Genomic DNA, 21,475 nt, shown 5'->3' on the forward strand with positions numbered 1-21,475 from the left:
ACTTGTTTGAATGTATTCTTCATGGTAAGGACTGCGACAAGAAGGCTCTTCTGCCATGTTTCTATAAACCGGAATGTTAAAACAAAAATATTTTCTTACGGGCATTTTTATTTTATCGGCTGAAAGACAGCCGATAAAATTGGCGTGGCGGAAAATAGTATGGTTACGTTTGCTTTCAAAAAATTAAGAGCACAAAACTTATTTGTTGTTGTAGCTAGTTATCTATTTTATGGTTGGTGGGATTGGCGCTTTCTTATCTTAATAGCGTTTACTACTTTATGTAGTTATGCAAGCGGAATCCTACTTGAACGGCAAGAAGGACATAGACACATCCAACGTTTAATAAGTATTGCCAACATTGTATTAAACCTAACCATATTAGGAATATTCAAGTATTTCAACTTCTTCTCGGAAAATTTACAACACCTGTTTCAGTGGTTTGGATTTGAATTGGATTGGGTCACATTAGATATTTTACTTCCAGTAGGAATTAGCTTCTATACATTTCAAGCACTTAGTTATACAATCGATATCTACCGTCACAAGATGAAACCCACACATGATATTGTAGCATTCTTTGCTTTTATCAGTTTTTTTCCTCAACTTGTTGCAGGTCCTATCGAAAGAGCGACCAATTTACTACCGCAGTTCGAAAGACAACGAGCTTTCGATTACACAGCGGCAGTAGATGGTATGAGGCAAATTTTATGGGGATTATTCAAAAAGATTGTTGTAGCAGACACATGCGCTGTCGCAGTCAATCAAATCTTTGCAAATTATCAAACACTTGATAGTTTGAATCTGGTTTGGGGAGCTTTCTTATTTACTTTCCAAATTTATGGAGACTTTTCTGGATACTCGGACATCGCTATAGGTACAGCAAAGTTATTTGGCATTAACTTACTACAGAACTTCAACTTTCCATATTTTTCTAGAGATATTGCCGAATTTTGGAGACGTTGGCATATTTCACTCACCACTTGGTTCAGAGATTATATTTATATCCCATTAGGAGGAAGTCGATGTAGCAAATGGAAATCTTTCCGTAACACTATGATAATTTTCTTAGTTAGCGGTCTCTGGCATGGAGCCAATTGGACGTTTATTTGTTGGGGTGCATTTCATGCTCTACTATTTCTACCATTATTACTCATGGGAAGAAACAGAAAGTATAAAGACATAGTAGCTGAAAACAAATACCTACCATCCCTCAAAGAACTTGGACAGATTATTAGTACTTTCATTCTTGTAATGATTGGTTGGGTTATCTTCCGCGCCGAAAATATAAAAGAGGCCTATCAATATATCATTTATATGTTTACTAAATGGCAACCTTCATCGCTTGAATATGGAGTTAAATGCATCCAATACATTGCTATTTTGATTATCATAGAATGGATTAACAGACGCAAAATGCACGGACTAGAAATAAATATAAAATACCCTATAATCAGATGGGGAATCTACTGTGCCATATTCTATTATATATTTTATTACTCTAATGATATTCAAACATTTATCTATTTTCAATTCTAGAACTTTATGAGAAAATTTATATTAAAATGCTTATTCACCATATTCCCTGTCATGGTATTAATATACGCATATGGTTTTTATGTGAATTTCTATTTGATAGATCGTCTAACCAAAGCCGGTGATTTAGGGAAACTTGGCTACTTTTACATAGACAAAACCCAAACCAATTTAGGTACACCATTATCAGAGAACAAGGTAGATACATATTATGACAACATACAAAGAAATTACAAAGTTATGACCATAGGAGACTCCTTTAGCCAACAAGGTTTCAGTGGTTATCAAAATTATTTAGCAGCCAAATTAGGAGAAAGAATCCTCAACTATCCTGATCCAAGAGGAAGAGGATATAGCTCTGAAGATATTGCATTGTATTTATTGAATAACGATATATATGCTAGCCTAGGATGTAAGACTGTTATTATTGAAACGGTCGAAAGAGAATTTGTACAGCATATACTTAGCTTTAGAGATATTAAAGACATCAATTATACTCTTGAGAAAGAAGACAATAAGCCAGAAAATAATTTTACAGAAAAAAAGAAGAAAGATTATTTAATGGAAACGTTTAAATATATCAAATATCATTTATACAAATCAAAAAGGCCAGTAAAAGAAGTACAGTTAAACACTGATTGTTTCTCTGTTCCACCATACAACACCTTCTATTTTTACAATGACGATTTATGGAAATTATCAATCACAGAAGAAGAATACAACGCCATTTTAGACAAACTAAACTACCTTCATAAACGCTTTCAAGAAAAAGGCATTGACCTCTATTATATGATAGCTCCCGATAAATATGATGTATACCAACCATATATAATAAATAATCCATACCCGCCTAAGAAAGTAATTGATCAACTAGAAGAAAATGGAATTAACCAACTAAAATGGTTTATTAATCCTAGAGATAATTTTAGAGAAATGATTGCCAGCGGAGTCAAAGACGTTTATCATATAGATGATACGCATTGGGCAACTATAGCTAGTGAAACTGTTGGTAATATTATTGCAGATAAGATAGAAAAATCCACCGACTAAATTTACTTTTAAGTGATTATTAGCAAGTATGTCATAAACATTATCAATTTCCAATAAAAACATCCAGTAATCACAGACGATCTTTATCACGAGTAATCAACCAAGGCATCAGCCAACTAAAACTTTTATTAAAGCGTTCTACATAATAATCACTAGAATTTGCTTTTAAAGAAGATGCTAAATGCAATGTAAGTTCCTCCTTGATTTCAGTAGGAACCTTAAGTCTTTTTATCTCTTTATAAAAGCTCCCATGACGCACAGTCTTTCTTTGCCTCCCTATATTAACGAGAGAATGCTCTATTCTATTTACTATATATATGTCTTCCCGAACCCCATCTCCTGTCTTTTGCCCCTTCTTGGTAGTGCTTACATTATGCAAACGAAAATTATTCAATTTTTCATAAACTTCGACTACCATTCCTTGCTTGGCCATTTCTATCCAGAAAAGCCAATCGCCACTATAGCGCATTGAAAAGCAAGACAAGTCTTTTATTTGTTCAAAACATTGTTTACGAAAGACAACACCACTAGCATTGTAAATATAATTACGCCAATAAAGATTATGTTTTATATAATCTTCACCATCAAAAACACCCATATTATGAGAACGACTCAACTGTTTTGAAGTCCAACGATCAAAATCAGTAGTTAACTGATTACCTTCCCCATCTATACAATGTGAACCCAGAAAGCAAAAAGAAGCATCCGGATATTGTTTCAAAACAGAGACTGCCTTTTTCAAAAAAGAGGGTTCAGCCGCATCGTCACTTTCGGCAATCCAAATGTACTTTCCACGAGACAAACTAATGCCTTTCTGCCATTGAGCAAAAGGACTTCCTGTATTGACTGAGTTAATCTCCAAATGACTGACATGAGGATTAGCACTATAATGTTTTAAAATAGATGTACTATCATCCGTTGACGCATCATCCAATAATATAATCTCATAATCTGTATATGTTTGGGCCAATACCGATTCGATACGTTGCCGCAAAAAACGAGCATAGTTATAATTAGGAATGATTACACTAACTTCCACCGAATGATTTTCCATTACAAATACACTATTAATCTTAGTTATAATAACAAACTGATAGCAAAGATACAGATATTATTCTTAAAAAAGACGCTAACCCTCTAATGTTTAGCAAAAAAGCCTTTAACACTTGTCACAACCAAATAAAATGTATACATTTGTAGAATTTTAGTGCAAGCCCCCTTAACTATTTAACTAACATAGTAATAATTATATGAATAAACCAATGGCGAGCAACATAAGTACATCGCTAATTATATCCACCTATAATAGAAGCGACGCATTAGAATTATGCGTTAAAAGCGTGCTACGTCAATCTCTCCTTCCTGATGAAATTATCATTGCCGATGATGGTTCTAAAGAAGACACAGGAGAACTAATTCATCAATTGGCAACTTCCTCTGAAGTTCCCATTATTCATGTTTGGCATGAGGATTTAGGCTTCAGACTGGCCTCCATCCGCAACAAAGCTATTGCGAAAGCATCTAAAGAATATATAATACAAATTGACGGAGATATCGTCTTACACAAAGATTTCGTCAAAGATCATGTACGTTTTGCCAAAAGAGGTAGTTTCGTAACTGGTAGCCGTGTATTAATCCGGGAAGGCTTAACGAGAAAAATGTTAGCAGAAAAAAACTGCATCATTTCCATTCACGACAAAGGTACTAAAAATACAATCAACGGAGTACATTTACCTTGGTTGAGTCCACTACTTCAACATTATCGTCAATGGGATGTTTCTTACTCGAGAGGATGCAATATGGCTTTTTGGAAAGAGGATTTGTTAAAAGTCAATGGGTACAATGAAGCTATAACCGGATGGGGAAGTGAAGATCATGAATTAGTATGCCGTCTTATCAACAGCGGTGTACGCAAGCGTACCATCAAATTTGCGGGAATCGTGTTCCATCTTCATCATGAACTACACGGAACAGATAATCTAAACAACAACCGCAGTATTTTGAACGAAACAAAAGTCAGGAAACTAACCTGGTGCGATAAAGGAATCATACAAAACTAATATGGAAAAGAATTTGAACTTTTTAGATCGAAACGAATTTAACTACAGTCCATCAAAAGAAGTAGTAGAAGCTTTAAAAAACTTCGATATAAATAAACTTTGTTTTTATACCCGCATTTATGATGAAGGAAAGAAAAGTATATTATCTGTTTTCTTATCCGAATTATATGATATAGATGAAACACAAGTCCTGCTAGGCTACGGCGGAGAAGATATCCTGAAGCAAGCCGTTCATTACTTCCTGACTCAAGAAGATGGAAACAAAACGATGTTGATTCCCAAGTTCTCATGGTGGTATTATAAATCAATTGCAGATGAGGTGAATGGCCATACTTTGCAATATCCTCTTTACGAAGACGGAAACACTTTTAAATATGACTTTGAGACGCTGAAAGATATGATTCAGAAAGAGAATCCGAAGATTCTTTTACTGGCTTCTCCCAATAACCCTACCGGCAACGGTTTAACTCCGAAAGAACTGGATGAACTGCTTGCAGAAGTACCCAGCCAAACAGTGGTACTGATAGACGAGGCATACGCTTCTTTTGTTTCAACTGATACCAGTTATATCAAAAAACTGGTTAATAAATATCCGATTTGATTATTTCCCGTACCTTATCTAAATTTTATGGATTGCCCGGTTTACGTATGGGATTCGGATTTATGAGTAAGGAACTGGAAAAATTCAGCAGATATAGCAATAAATATCTGGGATACAACCGAATATCCGAAGATATCGCCATTGCAGCTCTTAAATCGGACGCACACTACCGCAATATCGCCAAACTGATGAACGAAGACCGTGAGCGCTACGAAAAGGAAATCGGCGTGTTACCCGGATTCAAAGTATATGAATCGGTTGCCAATTTCATTTTAATCAAATACCCGATAGAGCTAAAAGAGGCTTTACAAAAGGCTTTTGCCGAACAGAGTTATAAAGTGAAGTTTATGAATGAACCGGATATCAACACTCATTTGCGTATCACATTGGGACGTCCAGAGCAAAACCGGATCGTTATAGATACAATTAAAGAAATCGCCTCCAAATGAAAGCAGTAATATTAGCCGCAGGAATAGCGTCACGCTTACGCCCGCTGACCGATACAACGCCCAAATGCCTCCTCAAGATAGGAGAACGATGCCTACTGGAAAGGGCTTTTGATGCTCTGATACAAAATGGATTCAACGAATTCATTATCGTCACGGGGTATCGCCAGCAACAAATCGTTGATTTTCTGCAGGCACGTTATCCAGTCCAAAATATTACTTTCATCTATAATGACAGATATGAATCAACCAACAATATCTATTCATTATGGCTTACCCGACCGTATACAGACGGGGAAGAAATATTGTTATTAGACAGCGACATTGTTTTTGATCCTCAAATTGTAGAAAAACTGCTTCACTCGGATAAGGACGACATATTGGCACTGAATCGCCATGAGCTTGGAGCGGAAGAAATAAAAGTTATCGTAGACGATGCACAAAAGGTTGTTGAAATCAGCAAAGTCTGTTCTATATCCGATGCTATCGGAGAGTCTATCGGTATCGAAAAGATGTCAGCTGAATACACCAAAGCTCTATTCCGGGAACTGGACATTATGATTACCACTGAAGGACTGGACAATATATCTACGAACGGGCTTTTGAGCGACTGATTCCGCAAGGATATAGCTTTTACGTCATGGATACCACCGAGTTCTTCTCGGCCGAACTGGACACCGTAGAGGACTTTCAACAGGCACAGAAGCTGATTCCAGCCAGTCTTTATTAATCAAATTCATATAGAAATGGCAAATTACGATATCCGCCCTCTACAGCTTCGCATATTAAAGAATTTATTAGCTGTTGACAAAGTTTGCAAAGAACATATCTGCGATATTACATCATGCAGGCACCATGCTGGGAGCCGTCCGCCACAAAGGATTTATCCCTTGGGATGATGATCTGGATATCGGCATGCCAAGAGCCGATTATGATTTATTAATGGCTAATGCCAAAGAATGGTTACCGAAACCATACGAAGCTGTATGTGCTGAAAACGACAAGGAATATCCTCTTCCATTCGCAAAAGTACAGGATGCCGATACCACTCTAATTGAACGTATGCATCTCAAATATTTGGGAGGCGTATATATTGATATATTCCCACTGGACGGAGTTCCGGAGAGCCGCATGGCGCAAAGAATGCATTTTGCAAAGTACGAATTCTACAAACGTGTACTTTATCTGATTCATCGCGATCCATACAAGCATGGAAAAGGCCCCAGTTCATGGATACCGCTATTATGCAGAAAGCTTTTTACCCTTACCGGAGCACAGGAAAGTATCAGGAAAGTAATGAAAAAGTATGATTTCGACCAATCCACATTGGTCTGTGATTATGATGACGGAATGAAAGGAATCATGTCTAAAGATATTCTGGGTACCCCTACTCCAATCTTATTTGAAAATGAAGAAGTATGGGGAGTACAGAAATACGATGTCTATCTGTCACAGAAATACGGAGATTACATGACCATACCTAAACAAAGTGGGCAAAGACAACACAATTTCCATTATTTAGACCTGAATAAACCTTATCGGGAGTTTGAAGTCTAACTATAATCACATAAAGGTAAGAAGTAGAAATGAGAATAGGTTTTGACGGAAAACGTGCAGTACAGAATTTCACCGGTTTGGGTAATTATAGCCGCTATATAGTGGATATTCTATGCCAATTCTATCCGGAGAATGAATATGTATTGTATGCCCCTAAGAAACGGGAAAATAAAAGGCTGAACAAATTAACGAAGCAATATCGGCAACTACAGCTTTCTTACCCCACTACTTCTTTCTGGAAAAAGTTAAGTTCGTTATGGCGAGTGTTGGGAGTCACCCGCCAATTGGAAAAAGAAAGAATTGATATTTTTCACGGACTTAGCAATGAATTACCCCTGAATATCCATAAAAGTAAGGTAAAAAGTATCGTAACAATCCACGATTTGATATTTCTGCGATACCCACAATACTATCATTCGATCGACAGGAATATATATACATACAAATTCCGCAAAGCCTGCGAAAATGCGGATAGAATCATTGCTATCAGCGAATGTACCAAACGTGATATTATTGAGTATTTCGGGATTCCTGCCGATAAGATAGAAGTTGTTTATCAGGGATGTGATACTTCATTCACGCACCCTGTAACAGAAGAGAAAAAAAGAGAAGTCCGAGCTAAATATCAGCTACCGGAACACTATATCCTCAACGTAGGAAGTATTGAAGAACGAAAGAATGCCCTTTCGGCGGTACAAGCACTGACGATGCTTCCTGAACAAATTCATCTTGTCATTGTAGGACGCCATACAGAATACACTGATAAGATTGAACGTTTTATTAAGGAGAATAAGCTGGAAGAAAGAGTGCACATCATCAGCAATGTTCCTTTTGATGATCTGCCGACTTTTTATCAGCTAGCTGAAATTTTTGTATATCCTTCACGCTTTGAAGGCTTTGGCATCCCCATTATAGAAGCTTTATACTCCGGAATTCCGGTAGTAGCCGCAACAGGTTCTTGCCTGGAAGAAGCCGGAGGTCCCGACTCAATCTATATACATCCCGACGATATCAAAGGAATGGCCAATGCTTTCAAACAGATATACTCTGACCCTGAAAGAAAGAAAGTAATGATTGAAAAAGGCAAATATTTGCCAAAAGATTCTCTGAAGAAAAGCAAGCGGAAGAGATCTTAAACATCTACAAGAAATTAATGAGATGAACATACTTAAACACACAATAAAGAAATTTATATATGGCACTCTCCCATATTATTTCATGAAAGGATATAAGCCCGGCTCTCCTTATCTGAAATACTATGAATATATTAAAGAACATGGATATTCAAGACACCTGTATGAATTCAAAGATGAATATGCAAATATGCCCGTTGACGTACAGAAAGACGAGGAGAAAGGTTTATACTATGTTCAAAAAGAAGAGAAACGGCTCTATTTCAGAAAGAGCACTCCGGCCAGGAAAATTCAAAAATATTACAGGGCTTTGAGCATGGAACAAGACAGGCGTTCACCGCACCATTACTTCAACAGCGTTAAAGAAGTGACAGGAAAGGTATTTGTGGATGTTGGTTGCGCCGAAGGATATTCTTCATTGGAAATCATCGAAGAAGCTAAACATGTTTACCTGTTTGAACAGGACGAACAATGGTTGGAGGCCATCAGAGCGACCTTTGAGCCATGGCAAGATAAAGTTACGATTGTCCAAAAGTATGTAAGCGACCATAACTCTTCAAGAGAACAAACCCTGGATGACTTCTTCAACAATCAAACGGATGAGCATCTATTTCTAAAAATGGATATCGAAGGAGCTGAACGGCATGCATTGGCCGGATGCAAGAACTTATTTCAGAATTGCCAGAAGTTGGATTTTGCAATTTGCACATACCATCTACATGATGACGAAGCAGTCATTTCTGCATTTTTGGATAAGCATAACTGCACATATACCAATCAGAAAGGTTTTTTCAGGCATAAAATCCGCAGTGTAGTCATGCGCGGAAGTAAGAGTTAATCATTGATAATCAGCAGAAAGCAATTCGCAATAGTCATACTTACACAAGTATGTATCATAAATGCGCTTTTCTTTTTTCAATAAGAAACGTGAGATATGCGGTTCCCAGGAAAAGAACTTACGTACGGAACGGTACAAACGGAAGAATAAAATCAGGGATACGATATGCCTTTCTTGTTCTTTTCGCGCCGCACGACGATAAATATAATGAGTAAAGAACTGATCGCTATAACGAAGAGCCAGACTGACAGTAGATTCTACATCCCATCCCCTCAAAGAAGCGTATTCTGTCATTATATAAGTCAGCACTTCACGAGAGATGCATAAACGACACATATTACGGCACACAGTATCACAATCAATATCCGATAGTAACTGCATGCGATTCACGTCGACCAGGGAAAAACTATATTCATTCGCATCATTCTGATGGATCAATATATTGCCGGGCGAATAGTCCAAATGCAGGATACCTGCCTGATGCAAAGCAGCCGTGTAGCGCGCAAAAGCAGAAAGTTTATCTTCATTTCCTTCCACTTTCCCATCCATCAGGGAACGGACTGTTTCGCCACCATCATAACAACAAATGTAATAGCTATGTGAAAGAAGGCCACTCTGGAATTGTTCGATCATAGCAACTGGCTCCGGAGTGTCAAAGCCATGTTGTTGAATTTCCATAGAGTAAATATAGGAACGCTCTGCTTTTGATTGCCGGAAAAACGAATATACAACACGATTGATGATGTGAGGCTTCTTAAAGCTCTTCACCACAACATCAATGCTGCCTAAGCCAATTCGTTTTAAAACATTACGCCCATCGTACACCACATCTCCTTTTTCCTGGAAGGACCTTGGAATTTCTTCTATCTCCTTCTGCAGATGCGCGTACTTGGGATTTACAATCACTCTCATTACACTCTCCTATATAATACTAATTACAAAGATGGAGCAAAGATAAAGAAATTAAGGCATATTCCGACTATATTTTTTTCTTTTCTCACAAAGATTGGCTAACTCTCTATACATATAAGTACTGTTGCGAACAACTTTAGTCGTTTTTTCTTTTTTCTTTTCATTTATATTTAGACATAAATGCTTTTTTTTAGCTATGTTTGCACGATAAAAAGCATAAAGAAGTCAAGCATGAAACCAATCAAAAAAATTCTGATTATTCGATTTAGACAAATAGGGGACTCTATTCTGGCTGTTGCATTGTGCAGTACGCTGAAAAAAAGTTTTCCCGATGCAGAAATACACTTTGTGCTGAATAAAAATATAGCATCGCTCTATGAGGGTCACCCGGACATAGATAAGGTTATTACATTTGACAAGAATGAGAATAAACCATTCACTGCTTATATAAAAAAAGTATGGCAAGTGACGCATCAAAACAAATACGATGTCATCATCGATATGCGTTCTACGATCCGGACTCTTTTTTTCTCTCTTTTTTCATTAAAAACCCCTTTCCGGATAGGGCGTATCAAGGGATACACACGTTTTCTATTAAATTATCGGACAGACACTTACAGCAATAGTCTAACAACTGATATGGTAGAACGCAACCTATTGCTTGCAGCGCCATTAGAGAAAATCAAGCCTATTCAATATACAAAAGAATTCAGGTTATACCTCACTGACCAGGAGAAAAAAGACTTTCGATATTATATGGAAAAGGAGGGGATAGATTTCGCGCGCCCTGTATTCCTAATAGGAGTCACCACCAAGCTCCTCCATAAAAAATGGAATACGGAGTTTATGATAACCACACTTAAAAGAATATTGGAAGAATACAAGGACATACAAATGATCTTCAACTATGCACCGGGGTATGAAGAAGAAGATGCAAGAAATATCTACAAGGAATTGGGATGTCCGGAACGCATCAAGATTGATATACAAGCCTCTTCATTACGACAACTGGCAGCACTTTGCGCCAACTGCTCGTTTTATTTCGGAAACGAAGGAGGAGCCCGACACATTGCGCAAGCCCTCGAAATTCCTTCATTCGCTATTTATTCGCCAAGCGCCTCTAAATCAATGTGGTTACCTGCAAATTCCGTACTTGCCCGAGGTATTAGTCCCGACGATATTCTTCCGCCGGAACAACAAGCAACATTAACTTATGAAGAACGTTTCGCATCAATTACCCCGGAAAAGGTATACGATCAATTAACTTCGACATTAAGACAATTGAGCTAACTCGCGATATAAATCAAGATAAGCTTGTATATGCTTCTCGTAACTGAATGAAGCTGCATGTTCTTTCATTCTGGTCAAGCGTTCCTCATCTTTATAGAAATCAGGCAAATGTTCCCGGATACTTTGCACCATAGATTCTGTATCCAAATGTTCCCACATGATGGCATGTCCATTACAAACTTCCGGCAAACTAGTGCGATTAGCAGCAAATACAGCTTTTCCAAACTGCATAGCTTCTACCACAGGCAGCCCAAAACCTTCTCCTTCACTAGGAAACAGGAACGCTTCACAGTTCCGATACAACCAAATCTTTTCACTTTGAGTGATTACATCTGTCAAAAACACATTAGTGACTTGCTTCTCACGAATCAGATTACGCACTTCTTCAGCATAAGCGAAATGGGCATCTCCACAAATATACAAATCATATTCCGGGAAATGGCGCATTACGTCAACCAGGAGATGGAAATTCTTTTTCCTACGGATCTGTCCAATCGTAAAAAAGAAAGGACGTCCCGTCGCAAAAGACGGCTGGGTTCCTTCCAACATATCGATCCTCTCCACCCCATTATAGATGACCCGGATCTCTTTCCCCTTCAAATCTATATGTTGGCGAATGACATCTGCTACATAATGAGAAATCGTTGTGACTACTGATGCCTTATTGACCTTATTCTGCATCCGACGAAGATACATTTTAGCCTTCCAAGGCTTTTTCTCCGTTAAGAAATTAAAGTCATGTATAGTAAAGATAAACTTTGTACCACCGGCAATACGTAACAACTTCCGCTGCTGATTCACCGCATGCCATACATCTACTTTAGGAAGAGTAAAAGGGAAAAACTTATTGATACGACGTACCGGAACAGAGGTCACATTCGGGCCAAATTCCTGCATATATTTCTGTCTCAACAAATATACAAAATGAAGATCCTCTACCGGCATAGACGAAAAAGCGGCCGCATAGTTGGCCGCAATCTGTCCGAAACCAGCTGTTAGACTACCATAATTCGTAAGATCTATCAGTACCTTTTTCTTTCGTTGTATCTCTTTTTCCATCATTATTTGATTCTACGCTCTTTCGGCTCAAAAACAACTAAATTGAATTCCTGCAAATATCAACCTACAATCCCTTCTATTTTTGCAATAACCTGTTCCGGCTTTATATCTCTTAAACAGGCATAATCACCACGCCAACAAGGCTTCTGTCCATATACAGAGCAGGGACGGCATGACAAATCAAGTTGCACGGTATTAACCGGCAATTGCTTCCAGCCCATAAAACCGGCATAAGGATGAGTGGCCCCCCAAATAGAAACAACCGGAATATTGACCAAGGACGCCAAATGCATATTGGCAGAATCCATTGAAAGCATCACATCCAAATGGCTCATCAGGTTCAGCTCGGTACGCATATTCAGTTTACCGATCATTGAAACAACAGAAGGATATTTAGCAATCCATGCGTCAAACACTTCCTGCTCATTTTTGCCGCCTCCAAAAAGAAACACTTTCACTTGTGGGTTAGCCGCAAAATGTGCTATAACCTGCTCTTGCAACTCTAACGGATAAATCTTACCTCTGTGTTTGGCAAAAGGAGCTATACCAATCCATTTTTGATTTTCTTTAGGTCCTGTGACTGGCTCTATCTCTGCAAAATTACCTTTTCCTTCGCCATAAATAGAAGAGAAATTTAATAAAACCGGTAAACCTAGCTTCTCAAGCACATCGGCATAACGGCGAAAAGAACTCTTCTGATTCTCCATCACCTTATCATGACGACGAACCAGTTTCTTTTTACCGGCCCTTCCTTTACATATGGAAGCTACCGGTTTATTGGCAAGACGGAATCGCAGACATAAATATTTGGAACGAAGCACATGATGAAAATCTGCAATGTAATCAAAATGCATCGCCTTCAACTCCGAATAGAGGCTATTCAAGCCCCAAAGCCCCTTGTGTTTACCTGTTAAGTCAGCTCCGACAAAACCTACATTCGTAGGCAGCCCCTGAAAGAGCGGCTGCCATACAGCACGACTTAACACTGTTATTTCGTGCTGCGGGTATTGCACAGCCAGCGAATGTATTACCGGTATTGTCATGGCTACATCGCCAAGAGCTGAAAAACGAATAATGAGAATACGCGCCATTCGTTATTTTTTTGCATAAAGCACCGGATTCAATGCCGGGTCATTATACATCTTCATCTGTTTATATACCTTCATATATTTTCTCCCGGCTTCGATATCAGCTAATAACTGCTCAATAGCCGTAGAGAGGTCTTTACGTTGTTCCAGCAGGATATTCAGCTTAGTCTGACATTGAAGACGGTGTTCCTCTGTAGTATCCGTACGTTCCACTTCCTGCTGCATGTGGTAAATTTTCAATGCAAGAATTGACAAGCGGTCAATAGCCCATGCAGGACTTTCTGTATTGATCGTTGCGTCAGAGAGAGGTTTTACTTCTTTGTATTTGTCTAAGAAGTAACTATCGATTAATTCCACCAAGTCTGTACGATCCTGATTTGATTTATCAATTCTTCTTTTCAAAGCCAATGCTTCTACCGGATCAATCTGCGGGTCACGGATAATATCCTCAAAATGCCATTGCACAGCATCAATCCAGTTCTTTAGATATAAATAATACTCAATAGTTTTCAACTCGTAAGGATTGTTCATCGGAGCATCCACACTATCCGTTACATGGTAATCTGTTGTCGATTTCCAAAAAATCTCGTTGCAAAGGTTACTAAATGTCATAATCTTAACTAGCTAATAGATATATAATAGGGCAAATCTATGTAATATTTTTCAGACAAGCAACCGTTTCTTACTTTTTTATTTGTTACCTTTGTGGGTATAAAAGATGAATTGTATATGAAAATTATTATCGACAATAAAATACCATTTATAAAAGAAGCGGTTCAGAGAATAGCCGATGAGGTGGCTTATGTACCGGGGAAAGATTTCACTCCGGAGCTCGTACGGGAGGCAGACGCACTTATTGTCCGTACCCGCACACATTGCAACCGGGATTTATTGGAAGGTAGTCGGGTGAAATTCATAGCGACGGCAACTATTGGTTTCGATCACATTGATACAGAGTATTGCAAACAGGCAGGCATAGAATGGACAAATGCTCCGGGATGCAATTCTGCTTCTGTCGCCCAATATATACAGTCATCGCTTCTGGTGTGGAAATCTTGCAGAAACAAAAAGTTAAACGAACTGACGATTGGAATCATAGGAGTGGGAAACGTAGGGAGTAAGGTAGCTAAAGTTGCCCGGGATTTTGGCATGTGCGTTTTACTGAATGATTTGCCACGGGAGGAAAAAGAAGGAACAGAGCTATTTGCCTCACTAAATAAAATTGCAGAAGAATGTGATATCATAACCTTTCACGTACCTTTATATAAGGAAGGGAAATATAAAACCTTCCACCTGGCAGATGAGAACTTCTTCCAGTCACTCAAACGAAAACCGGTTATCATTAATACCTCCCGAGGAGAGGTTATTGACACTGATGCTCTTTTAAAAGCCTTGGACAGCCGGATCATTTCGGATGCTATCATTGATGTGTGGGAGCATGAGCCAGAAATTAACCGTGAACTACTGGAAAAAGCATTCATCGGTACCCCCCACATTGCGGGTTACTCTGCCGATGGAAAAGCAAACGCCACACGCATGTCACTGGATGCCATTTGCAAATTCTTCCAAATAGAAGCTGATTATAAAATAAACGCACCGGCACCCGCCTCTCCTATTATACATGCCAAAAACCATGAAGAAGCAATCCTCCAAATATATAATCCAGTCGAAGATAGCACCCGATTGAAAAATCAACCGGAACAATTCGAAACCTTACGCGGGGATTATCCTTTGCGGCGAGAAGAAACAGCTTATTTAATCAAGTATTAGGTATTAAGTATTAACCGTAGCGACCGAGAACTTCATGAAATTCCGTCAAACGATTATCTGCATGGAGTAATACTTAATTAATACTTATTTCTTAATACTTGTTCTATGACTTGCGGGAAGTGTTCATATTCCAAGGCATGCACTTTCTTGGCTACATCATCCGGAGAATCTGTCGGAAAAACAGGACAAGTAGCCTGGAAGATTGCATTTCCTTCGTCATAATGCTCATTTATATAATGTATAGTGATACCGCTTTCCTTTTCACCGGCAGCCACTACCGCTTCATGAACCCGGTCACCATACATTCCTTTGCCTCCGAACTTCGGCAGAAGGGCAGGATGTATATTTATAATTTTATCGGGATAAGCATGCAAAAGCAAGTCAGGCACACGAACCAGAAAGCCAGCCAGTACGACAAAGTCGATGCGGTACTCCTGCAAAATAGCCAAAATTTCATCTCCGGCTATCCAGTCCTCCTTTGGAAACACGTTACAGGCCACTCCCAAACGATGCGCACGTTCCAAAACGTATGCATCACTTTTATTAGAAAGTACCAACGAAACCTGAACGGAATCGTTTTTTTGGAAATACCGGATAATATTCTCGGCATTTGAACCAGAACCGGAAGCAAAAATTGCGATGTTTTTCTTCATAACCCTCAATTTCGATGCACAAAACAGTGAAAAATGTGCAAAACTTTGCATTTATTTAGTCAAATATTTGCGCAAAACGATAAATATTCATTCCTTTGCACCGCAAATTTAAAGAAATAAAACTAATTATTAATTAAAAACTTAAAGTTATGTCTGAAATTGCATCAAGAGTAAAAGCGATTATCGTTGATAAATTAGGCGTAGAAGAATCAGAAGTTACAACCGAAGCAAGCTTCACTAACGACCTGGGAGCAGATTCTCTTGACACTGTAGAACTTATCATGGAATTCGAAAAAGAATTCGGTATCTCTATTCCTGATGACCAAGCAGAAAAGATTGGTACTGTAGGTGATGCTGTATCTTATATCGAAGAACACGCTAAGTAATTCGATTTCATCAATATGGAATTAAAAAGAGTGGTAGTAACAGGCCTTGGCGCCATTACTCCCGTTGGCAATAGCGTTCCCGAATTTTGGGAAAACCTTGTGAACGGGGTTAGTGGAGCAGGGCCTATTACTCATTTTGATGCGTCGTTATTCAAGACCCAATTCGCATGCGAAGTGAAAGACTTCGATGCAACGAAATACATAGACCGCAAAGAAGCAAGAAAGATGGACCTGTATACTCAATATGCCATCGCTGTTGCCAAAGAAGCGGTGAGTGATTCCGGTCTTGATGTCGAGAAAGAAGACTTGAACAAAATCGGTGTTATTTTCGGCGCCGGTATTGGTGGTATACATACATTTGAAGAAGAGGTAGGCAACTACTACACTCGTCAGGAAATGGGTCCGAAGTTTAATCCGTTCTTCATTCCAAAGATGATTTCGGATATTGCAGCCGGACAGATTTCTATCATGTATGGTTTCCATGGTCCTAACTACGCGACTTGTTCAGCATGTGCTACTTCAACCAACGCTATTGCAGATGCCTTCAACCTGATTCGTCTGGGTAAAGCAAACGTAATTGTATCCGGTGGTTCGGAAGCAGCTATCTTCCCGGCAGGTGTGGGCGGTTTCAACGCTATGCACGCACTGTCAACACGCAACGACGAAGCTTCTAAAGCTTCACGTCCGTTTAGCGCAAGCCGTGATGGTTTCGTTATGGGCGAAGGTGGCGGTTGCCTGATCCTGGAAGAACTGGAACACGCTAAAGCTCGCGGTGCAAAAATCTATGCAGAAGTTGCCGGTGTAGGTATGTCTGCAGATGCACATCACCTGACAGCTTCTCATCCAGAAGGTCTGGGAGCGAAATTGGTGATGAAAAATGCACTGGAAGATGCGGAAATGGATCCGAAAGAAGTAGATTATATCAATGTACACGGTACATCTACTCCGGTTGGTGATATTTCAGAAGCAAAAGCAATCAAGGAAGTATTCGGTGATCATGCGTTCGAGTTGAACATCAGTTCAACAAAATCAATGACAGGTCACTTGCTGGGAGCTGCCGGTGCGGTAGAATCTATTGCAAGTATCCTTGCTATCAAGAACGGCATTGTTCCTCCGACTATCAACCACGAAGAAGGTGACAACGACGAGAATATCGACTATAACCTTAATTTCACGTTCAATAAAGCACAGAAACGCGAAGTTAATGTTGCCTTGTCCAATACATTTGGATTTGGTGGTCACAATGCGTGCGTTATCTTCAAGAAATACGCAGAGTAATATCGTGTTACGTAACGAAATAGATAAGATAAGGCTCTTGTTCCGCAAGGATAGAGAGTCTTATCTTTGTTTTTACCGGATACTCGGGTTCTACCCGCACAATATCCAACTTTATGAGCAGGCTCTCCTGCACAAATCAACTTCTGTCCGCTCCGACAAGGGACGTCCCCTCAACAATGAACGGCTGGAGTTTTTAGGTGACGCCATCCTCGACGCATCGTAGGAGATATTGTCTATAAACGTTTTGAAGGGAAACGAGAAGGTTTCCTGACCAACACACGTTCTAAAATCGTACAACGGGAGACTTTGAATAAGTTGGCCGTTGAAATCGGCTTGGATAAACTCATAAAGTATTCCACCCGCTCTTCTTCTCACAACAGTTATATGTACGGAAATGCTTTTGAGGCATTTATCGGAGCTATTTATCTGGATCAGGGGTATGAACGCTGCAAACAGTTTATGGAGCAACGGATCATCAACCGTTATATCGACCTGGATAAAATATCCCGAAAAGAGGTTAACTTCAAATCCAAACTTATTGAGTGGAGCCAAAAAAATAAGATGGAGGTTTCCTTTGAGTTAATCGAGCAATTTCTCGATCACGACAGCAACCCTGTCTTCCAAACCGAAGTACGCATTGAAGGACTTCCGGCAGGAACAGGTACGGGATATTCCAAGAAAGAGTCTCAACAGAATGCTGCCCAAATGGCTATAAAGAAAGTAAAGGAACCCGTATTTATGTCAACTGTCGAAGAGATCAAAGCACAACATTCAACAACTACAACAGAACCGGAGGTTGAACTTGCAACTAACTCTGAAACTGAATTGGCAACTGAACTTGAGAATGAATTTGAGAATGAACTTGAAGCCGAACTGAATGTAATTCCCGAGACAAAACCGGAGAATGTTTTAGAAGAAAACACCTCCGATAATGAAATTTCTACGGCACAACCTACTATGGAAGCCGAGAAGACTAGCCAAAGCAAATCCCCATGCGACGCCCCTGAATCACCAAATCGTGATCTTCAGTAACTAATTTCAGTTTTCCTGCAACTTCTTCAAGAGGGATAGATGCAATATCGTCCCCTTTTAAAGCTACCATACGCCCGAATTCACCCTTGGCGATCAATTCTGTCGCGTGGCCGCCCATACGGGTAGAAAGATTGCGGTCGAAAGGAGTAGGCGAACCACCACGCTGAATATAGCCCAGAACTGTTTCGCGAGTTTCTATACCAGTTTCATATTCAATCTCCTGCGCAATATATTCAGCAGCCCGTTTGCGTCCGTCTGTCCTAATACCTTCTGCTACCACTACAATAGAATAAGGCTTGCCCTTTTTCAGTCTTTCCAGAATCGTATTACCAATATTTTTAATGTCATAAGCAATTTCAGGGAGAAGAATCACATCCCCTCCTCCTGCCATACCGGAATACAAGGCAATCCAACCCGCCTTGTGCCCCATCACTTCAATCACCATCACCCTTTTGTGAGAACTTGCGGTGGAATGTAAACGGTCGATGGCATCGGTAGCAATACTTACTGCCGAGTCGAAACCGAAAGAAATATCTGTACCCCAAATATCATTATCAATGGTTTTAGGAACAGATACGATATTCACTCCCATCGCAGCAAACTTCGCCGCAGTCTTCTGTGTTCCATTTCCGCCGATACAAACGACACAGTCGAGTTCCATTTCCCGGATATTCTGAAGGATTAAAGACGGTTTGTCAACATCAGAGACAACGCCTCCTTTTTTGAAAGGCTTCTCACGAGATGTTCCTAACATCGTTCCACCCAGATTGAGCAAACCGGAGAGCGACTTGTCTGTAATAGATTCGACATCTTTAGTCAGCAAGCCCTGAAAACCGCTGTGAATACCTACTACTTCCATCCCGTAATAATTGATGGCAGTTTTGCACACGCCACGAATCGTGGCATTAATACCGGGACAGTCCCCGCCGGATGTTAAGATTCCAATTCTCATTGTCGCATTTTTTAGTCTAAAACTCGGGATTTATATGAAAGTCGTCTATTTTTAACGATTATTTCCGTCGTAAAGATAGAAAAAAAAGATAAATAAGTTACTTTTGCACGACTAAACATTATTATGTTAAAGCAGAAATGAATATTACAAAAATTATTAGTAAGACTTTCGATTCCCGTTTAAAACAGATAGACCTATATGCTAGTCAGGCTAGTGAGATACAGCATCGTGTGTTAAGCCGCTTAACACGCCAGGCCGCTCAAACTGAATGGGGAAGAAAGTACGATTATTCCTCTATCCGTAACTATGAAGATTTCCGTAAACGTGTTCCTATCCAGACATACGAAGAAATTAAGCCTTATGTAGAACGTTTGCGAGCTGGGGAACAGAATCTGCTTTGGCCATCGGAGATACGCTGGTTTGCAAAATCTTCCGGAACGACTAATGATAAAAGTAAATTCCTTCCTGTCAGCAAGGAAGCGCTGGAAGATATTCATTACAGAGGAGGAAAAGACGCAGCAGCTCTTTATTTCCGCATCAATCCGGATAGCCATTTTTTCTCCGGCAAGGGACTGATTCTAGGAGGGAGCCATAGCCCGAACCTCAATTCCAATCATAGTTTAGTAGGAGATTTATCCGCTATTCTGATTCAAAACGTAAATCCGCTTATCAATTTCATTCGCGTACCAAGCAAGAAAATTGCATTGATGAGCGAATGGGAAACCAAGATAGAAGCAATCGCCAACAGCACTATTCCGGTAAATGTGACAAGCCTATCCGGTGTGCCGTCGTGGATGCTGGTACTTATCAAACGTATCCTTGAAAAGACAGGAAAGCAGGCACTGGAAGAAGTATGGCCCAATCTGGAAGTTTTCTTCATGGTGGAGTAGCTTTCACACCGTATCGTGAGCAATATAAACAGGTGATTACAACACCTAAAATGCATTATGTAGAGACCTACAATGCTTCGGAAGGATATTTCGGAACCCAGAACGACCTTTCCGATCCTGCCATGTTATTAATGATCGACTATGGAATTTTCTACGAATTTGTTCCGTTGGAGGAAGTGGGAAAAGAAAATCCACGGGCTTATTGTCTTGAAGAAGTCGAGCTTAACAAGAACTATGCAATGGTTATTTCTACTTCCTGTGGTTTGTGGAGATACATGATTGGTGATACTGTGAAGTTTACCAGCAAGAATCCCTATAAGTTTGTCATCACGGGAAGAACGAAGCATTTCATCAATGCATTTGGTGAAGAGCTGATTGTCGATAATGCTGAAAAAGGATTGGCAAAGGCTTGCGCCGAAACCGGAGCACAAATTTGCGAATACTCTGCGGCGCCGGTGTTTATGGATGAGAACGCAAAATGCAGGCACCAGTGGCTGATAGAATTTGCCAAAATGCCGGATTCCGTAGAAAAGTTCGCCGCAATACTTGACGCTACGCTGAAAGAGGTTAACTCTGACTATGAGGCCAAACGATGGAAAGATATTGCTTTGCAACCATTGGAAGTGATCGTTGCCCGTCAGGGATTGTTCCATGACTGGCTGGCACAGAAAGGAAAACTGGGAGGACAACACAAAGTACCCAGATTAAGCAATACACGCGAATATATAGAAGCAATGCTGGTGCTGAATAATAGCGCTCATCCGGAAGAATAACCAAAAACCAAAACATAACCACTACAAGTTTTTTTCCATTACAGAGGTTACTTGTATAAGGAGAGAGCGTCAAAACAACTCTCCGATTTCTTTCAGGCACGGATTACACGAATTACATGGATAAGTTTATTCTCTTTCCTTGTTTATTCGTGTAATCCGTGCCTTAGTTATGTC

At 39.7% G+C, this 21,475-nt stretch carries 15 protein-coding genes and 6 pseudogenes; 14 read left to right on the forward strand and 7 right to left on the reverse strand.

The features are described from left to right. The first annotated feature begins 159 nt into the window (after nt 1-159). Together DXA05_RS10550 and DXA05_RS10555 are read left to right on the forward strand one after the other, a co-directional pair. The gene (locus tag DXA05_RS10550; RefSeq protein ID WP_128859156.1) at nt 160-1,536 is read left to right on the forward strand and encodes an MBOAT family O-acyltransferase; all 1,377 of its coding nucleotides are present in this window, start codon (nt 160-162) and stop codon (nt 1,534-1,536) included. A gap of 6 nt (nt 1,537-1,542) precedes the next feature. After that, nucleotides 1,543-2,583, forward strand: a complete 1,041-nt coding sequence (locus DXA05_RS10555; protein WP_008024039.1) for a hypothetical protein — start codon at nt 1,543-1,545, stop codon at nt 2,581-2,583. Between the two features lie 70 nt (nt 2,584-2,653). Here the strand turns inward: DXA05_RS10555 and DXA05_RS10560 are convergent, their stop codons facing one another. Further along, nucleotides 2,654-3,637: a glycosyltransferase family 2 protein gene (locus tag DXA05_RS10560; protein WP_118220066.1), complete on the reverse strand. Its 984-nt coding sequence runs from the start codon at nt 3,635-3,637 to the stop codon at nt 2,654-2,656. 196 nt (nt 3,638-3,833) lie between these two features. Between DXA05_RS10560 and DXA05_RS10565 the strand changes: the two genes are divergently transcribed. The 6 genes and pseudogenes from DXA05_RS10565 (at nt 3,834) to DXA05_RS10590 (ending at nt 9,218) form a co-directional block, all read left to right on the forward strand. Then, on the forward strand, nt 3,834-4,643 hold the full coding sequence (locus DXA05_RS10565; RefSeq protein ID WP_032811956.1) for a glycosyltransferase family 2 protein: 810 nt from the start codon (nt 3,834-3,836) through the stop codon (nt 4,641-4,643). A 1-nt stretch (nt 4,644) separates the two neighbouring features. Beyond that, nucleotides 4,645-5,693 (forward strand): annotated as a pseudogene (locus DXA05_RS10570) (histidinol-phosphate transaminase). Further along, a pseudogene (locus DXA05_RS10575) lies at nt 5,690-6,420 on the forward strand (phosphocholine cytidylyltransferase family protein). The pseudogenes DXA05_RS10570 and DXA05_RS10575 overlap by 4 nt, the downstream one beginning before the upstream one ends. A gap of 16 nt (nt 6,421-6,436) precedes the next feature. Then, nucleotides 6,437-7,247, forward strand: a pseudogene (locus DXA05_RS10580) (LicD family protein). Nucleotides 7,248-7,276: 29 nt separating this feature from the next. Then, nucleotides 7,277-8,409: pseudogene (locus DXA05_RS10585) on the forward strand (glycosyltransferase family 1 protein). After that, the gene (locus DXA05_RS10590; protein ID WP_009039122.1) at nt 8,406-9,218 is read left to right on the forward strand and encodes an FkbM family methyltransferase; all 813 of its coding nucleotides are present in this window, start codon (nt 8,406-8,408) and stop codon (nt 9,216-9,218) included. The pseudogene DXA05_RS10585 and the gene DXA05_RS10590 overlap by 4 nt, the downstream one beginning before the upstream one ends. On the opposite strand, the gene DXA05_RS10595 is transcribed toward DXA05_RS10590, so the two are convergent. Beyond that, entirely contained in the window at nt 9,219-10,130 is a 912-nt protein-coding gene (locus DXA05_RS10595; protein ID WP_009039121.1) for a lipopolysaccharide kinase InaA family protein, read from the reverse strand. A 231-nt stretch (nt 10,131-10,361) separates the two neighbouring features. Between DXA05_RS10595 and DXA05_RS10600 the strand changes: the two genes are divergently transcribed. After that, the gene (locus DXA05_RS10600; protein ID WP_049701600.1) at nt 10,362-11,420 is read left to right on the forward strand and encodes a glycosyltransferase family 9 protein; all 1,059 of its coding nucleotides are present in this window, start codon (nt 10,362-10,364) and stop codon (nt 11,418-11,420) included. Here DXA05_RS10600 and DXA05_RS10605 read toward each other — a convergent pair. From DXA05_RS10605 to DXA05_RS10615, 3 genes are read right to left on the reverse strand one after another with little or no spacing between them, the layout of a single operon-like run. Further along, nucleotides 11,403-12,479 (reverse strand): glycosyltransferase family 1 protein, encoded by a 1,077-nt coding sequence (locus tag DXA05_RS10605; RefSeq protein WP_061448425.1) that lies wholly within the window; start codon nt 12,477-12,479, stop codon nt 11,403-11,405. The two genes, DXA05_RS10600 and DXA05_RS10605, sit on opposite strands and share 18 nt — an antisense overlap. Nucleotides 12,480-12,538: 59 nt before the next feature. Continuing rightward, entirely contained in the window at nt 12,539-13,570 is a 1,032-nt protein-coding gene (locus DXA05_RS10610) for a glycosyltransferase family 9 protein (protein ID WP_055235779.1), read from the reverse strand. Nucleotides 13,571-13,573: 3 nt separating this feature from the next. Continuing rightward, complete coding sequence (locus DXA05_RS10615) at nt 13,574-14,179, reverse strand: DUF4254 domain-containing protein (RefSeq protein ID WP_008024018.1); 606 nt, start codon at nt 14,177-14,179, stop codon at nt 13,574-13,576. 117 nt (nt 14,180-14,296) lie between these two features. Here DXA05_RS10615 and pdxB point away from each other — a divergent pair, with 117 nt between their 5' ends. Beyond that, on the forward strand, nt 14,297-15,337 hold the full coding sequence (pdxB, locus tag DXA05_RS10620; protein ID WP_128859157.1) for a 4-phosphoerythronate dehydrogenase PdxB: 1,041 nt from the start codon (nt 14,297-14,299) through the stop codon (nt 15,335-15,337). 77 nt (nt 15,338-15,414) lie between these two features. On the opposite strand, the gene purN is transcribed toward pdxB, so the two are convergent. Further along, nucleotides 15,415-16,041 (reverse strand): phosphoribosylglycinamide formyltransferase, encoded by a 627-nt coding sequence (gene purN / locus DXA05_RS10625; protein ID WP_128859158.1) that lies wholly within the window; start codon nt 16,039-16,041, stop codon nt 15,415-15,417. A 98-nt stretch (nt 16,042-16,139) separates the two neighbouring features. On the opposite strand from purN, the gene DXA05_RS10630 reads away from it, so the two are divergent. From DXA05_RS10630 to rnc, 3 genes and pseudogenes are all read left to right on the forward strand, one after another. Beyond that, nucleotides 16,140-16,376 carry an acyl carrier protein gene (locus DXA05_RS10630; protein ID WP_002558672.1) on the forward strand — a complete coding sequence of 79 codons (237 nt, stop codon included), beginning with the start codon at nt 16,140-16,142 and terminating at the stop codon, nt 16,374-16,376. A gap of 15 nt (nt 16,377-16,391) precedes the next feature. Then, the gene (gene fabF, locus DXA05_RS10635; RefSeq protein WP_008024013.1) at nt 16,392-17,654 is read left to right on the forward strand and encodes a beta-ketoacyl-ACP synthase II; all 1,263 of its coding nucleotides are present in this window, start codon (nt 16,392-16,394) and stop codon (nt 17,652-17,654) included. Next, a pseudogene (rnc, locus tag DXA05_RS10640) lies at nt 17,620-18,686 on the forward strand (ribonuclease III). Before fabF ends, rnc begins: the two are co-directional and overlap by 35 nt. Here rnc and DXA05_RS10645 read toward each other — a convergent pair. Beyond that, nucleotides 18,628-19,638: an ATP-dependent 6-phosphofructokinase gene (locus DXA05_RS10645; RefSeq protein WP_004315551.1), complete on the reverse strand. Its 1,011-nt coding sequence runs from the start codon at nt 19,636-19,638 to the stop codon at nt 18,628-18,630. The pseudogene rnc and the gene DXA05_RS10645 sit on opposite strands and share 59 nt — an antisense overlap. Nucleotides 19,639-19,775: 137 nt before the next feature. On the opposite strand from DXA05_RS10645, the pseudogene DXA05_RS10650 reads away from it, so the two are divergent. Further along, nucleotides 19,776-21,301, forward strand: a pseudogene (locus DXA05_RS10650) (GH3 auxin-responsive promoter family protein). Nucleotides 21,302-21,475: the final 174 nt, after the last annotated feature.

The organism is Bacteroides sp. AM54-2NS, assembly GCF_003602935.1.
Classification (GTDB): Bacteria; Bacteroidota; Bacteroidia; order Bacteroidales; family Bacteroidaceae; genus Bacteroides; species Bacteroides xylanisolvens.